At 45.0% G+C, this 1199-nt stretch carries 2 protein-coding genes; both read left to right on the forward strand.

Going from position 1 to position 1199, the window contains the following annotated elements; all coding sequences use genetic code 11:
- Positions 1-577: phage portal protein (locus B6258_RS15065; RefSeq protein WP_099075939.1), on the forward strand; the 577-nt coding region annotated here is incomplete at its 5' end.
- A gap of 142 nt (positions 578-719) precedes the next feature.
- Positions 720-1199, forward strand: a 480-nt coding sequence (locus B6258_RS15070) for a head maturation protease, ClpP-related (RefSeq protein ID WP_129586865.1), incomplete at its 3' end; no start/stop codon positions are given.

The raw sequence follows: 1199 nt of genomic DNA on the forward strand, positions 1-1199 counted from the left end.
AAAGGTGATGATCCTCGAAGCGGATTTGTCTTATCAAAATGTCACCATGAACCCTGAAACTGCGCAATTATTACAAAGTCGCGGATTTAGCATTGAGGAAATTTGCCGTTGGTTTCGCGTTCCACCTTTTATGGTGGGGCATGCCGATAAGCAAAGTAGTTGGGCATCCAGTGTGGAAGGGATGAATATGCAGTTTTTGACTAATACACTACGTCCCTTATTGGTCAATATTGAGCAAGAAATTAATCGTTGTTTACTCGACAGTGATGAAGATTATTATGCGGAATTTTCTGTTGAGGGCTTATTACGAGCAGACAGTGCAGGACGTTCAGCTTATTACACAACAGCGTTACAAAATGGCTGGATGAGCCGAAATGATGTTCGACGGTTAGAGAATTTACCGCCTATTGAAGGGGGCGATATTTATACGGTTCAGCTTAATTTAACGCCACTGGATCAGCTCGGAAAAGATATCACGAACAATGAAGCTGAAAAGCTCAAAGCACAGATCACTAACTGGTTATTTCCTGAAGGTGAACCTGTAACCCCATCTCAATCCAATCNCAGCTTAATTTAACGCCACTGGATCAGCTCGGAAAAGATATCACGAACAATGAAGCTGAAAAGCTCAAAGCACAGATCACTAACTGGTTATTTCCTGAAGGTGAACCTGTAACCCCATCTCAATCCAATCCACCTCGTCCCGAGGAGTAATCGTTATGAAAAAAAATCAGTTGCCAGTCGCGCTGGAGGATCGCCCCTGCGCATCGATTCGCTATGAGCTGAAACCCAAAGCACTGGATAAATGGAATAGCCGTATTCGGGCATCTAGTGCGGATAACTCGATTTCGATATTGGACGTCGTTGGAGAAGATTATTGGGGTGAAGGTGTCACCGCTAAACGGATTTCCGCCGCGCTTCGTGCCATTGGTGAGCAAGATATTGTCGTTAACCTCAATAGTCCAGGGGGCGATATGTTTGAAGGGTTGGCAATTTATAACTTGCTTCGTGCTCACAGTGGCAAGGTAACGGTCAATATTTTGGGCATTGCCGCTTCCGCTGCGTCCATTATTGCGATGGCAGGGGATGAAATAAAAATGGGGCGCGGTGCCTTTTTAATGATCCATAACTGTTGGGCAATGGGGGTAGGAAATCGTCACGACTTTGCAAAACTTGCTCATGATCTCGCCCCTTTTGAT

This window comes from Proteus alimentorum, from assembly GCF_002607735.1.
Lineage (GTDB): Bacteria > Pseudomonadota > Gammaproteobacteria > Enterobacterales > Enterobacteriaceae > Proteus > Proteus alimentorum.